Source organism: Streptomyces sp. W16, assembly GCF_033194735.1.
Taxonomy (GTDB): Bacteria; Actinomycetota; Actinomycetes; order Streptomycetales; family Streptomycetaceae; genus Streptomyces.
Window position 1 is genome coordinate 1 of the sequence record NZ_JAWOAI010001128.1, and the last position, 1,124, is coordinate 1,124.

The 1,124-nt window shown below is 71.5% G+C and carries 2 protein-coding genes and 1 pseudogene; 2 read left to right on the forward strand and 1 reads right to left on the reverse strand.

The annotated features are described in order from the left end of the window. Positions 1-244, reverse strand: a 244-nt coding sequence (locus tag R6V09_RS53645) for a hypothetical protein (RefSeq protein WP_317888627.1), incomplete at its 3' end; no start/stop codon positions are given. A gap of 199 nt (positions 245-443) precedes the next feature. On the opposite strand from R6V09_RS53645, the gene R6V09_RS53650 reads away from it, so the two are divergent. Continuing rightward, a complete protein-coding gene (locus R6V09_RS53650; protein ID WP_317888628.1) occupies positions 444-839 on the forward strand; it encodes a cell division protein SepF in 396 nt (131 codons plus the stop codon). Positions 840-925: 86 nt separating this feature from the next. Then, positions 926-1,124, forward strand: a pseudogene (locus R6V09_RS53655) (ATP-binding protein); the annotation flags it as partial.

A 1,124-nucleotide genomic window follows, 5' to 3' on the forward strand; every position in this document is an offset into this window, starting at 1 on the left:
CCGCGCCCCGCTCGTCCCGGACCAGCGCGCTCGTCAGCCGGCCGGGTGCGGCGAGCATCTCGGCCGTGGTCGCGCCCTTGGTGCACAGCCGTCCCGCGTTCGCCGGGTGCGCCTTGTCGCCGGACGCCTTGAGGACCGTACGCCTGCCGTCGGGACCCGCCCCGACGTCGAGCAGCATGCCGCAGCCCACACCGCAGTACGAGCAGACCGTCCGTACCTGCTGTGTCTGGGGGCTCGTCGTCATGCCGTAGACCGTACGAATTGCCCATTACGTCGATGTCACGCGGCTCGATCATGAGGGGTTACGCCCGCTGCACAACCGGCTCGGGGCCACTGTGAGATGCGGCCCGATCTTGTCGCGGAGTGTGTCGCTGTTGGGCCGAACGGGTGACAGTGCGCAACAATTGCCGGATGCAGACTGCCAGCGCGACCCAGGACGGAGCATGCCGGTGAACAGCCACGATGTCACCGACGAACAGTGGGAGGGGCTCGCCCAGGTAGTGCCGCTGCGAGGCCGGGACGCCTGGCCCTCGGCCGTGGGCCACCGCGCCGTACCCGAGGCCGAGACCGAGCCGCGCCGCCGCTTCGTCGTCCTCCGCGTGAACGTGTTCGGGGACGCCCGCGAGGTCGCGGAGACCCTGATGGCGGGCATACCGGTGCTCCTCGACCTGACCGGCGCGGAGACCGAGGTCGCCAAGCGGGTGCTCGACTTCAGCACGGGCGTCGTCTTCGGCCTGGCGAGCGGAATGACCCGCGTCGACCGGAACGTGTTCCTGCTCACACCGCCGGGGACGGAAGTGCGGGGGCTGATGGAGGGCGCGGGGGTTCCGGGAGCGTGAGGCGAGTCATGAGGCCCATCGCTCGATCGTAGGAAGGTCCCCCGGGCGGAACGGTTCACCTGACGGCGGAGGCCTACGGTCCGGATATGTCAGTGTCGCCCCAGTCCTCCCCGCCGTCCTCCCAGCCATGCGAGTCACGTGTGCCGCCGCAGGCGCAGCCGCCGGAAGCCGTCCTGCCCCGGCCTTCACCGGCGGCCCCCGGGCGCGTCGAGGCGCACCCCGACCGGCCGCACCTCACGGAGCTGCGGCTGTCGGCGTTCGCCACGCACCGCGGTGCCGGGTTCC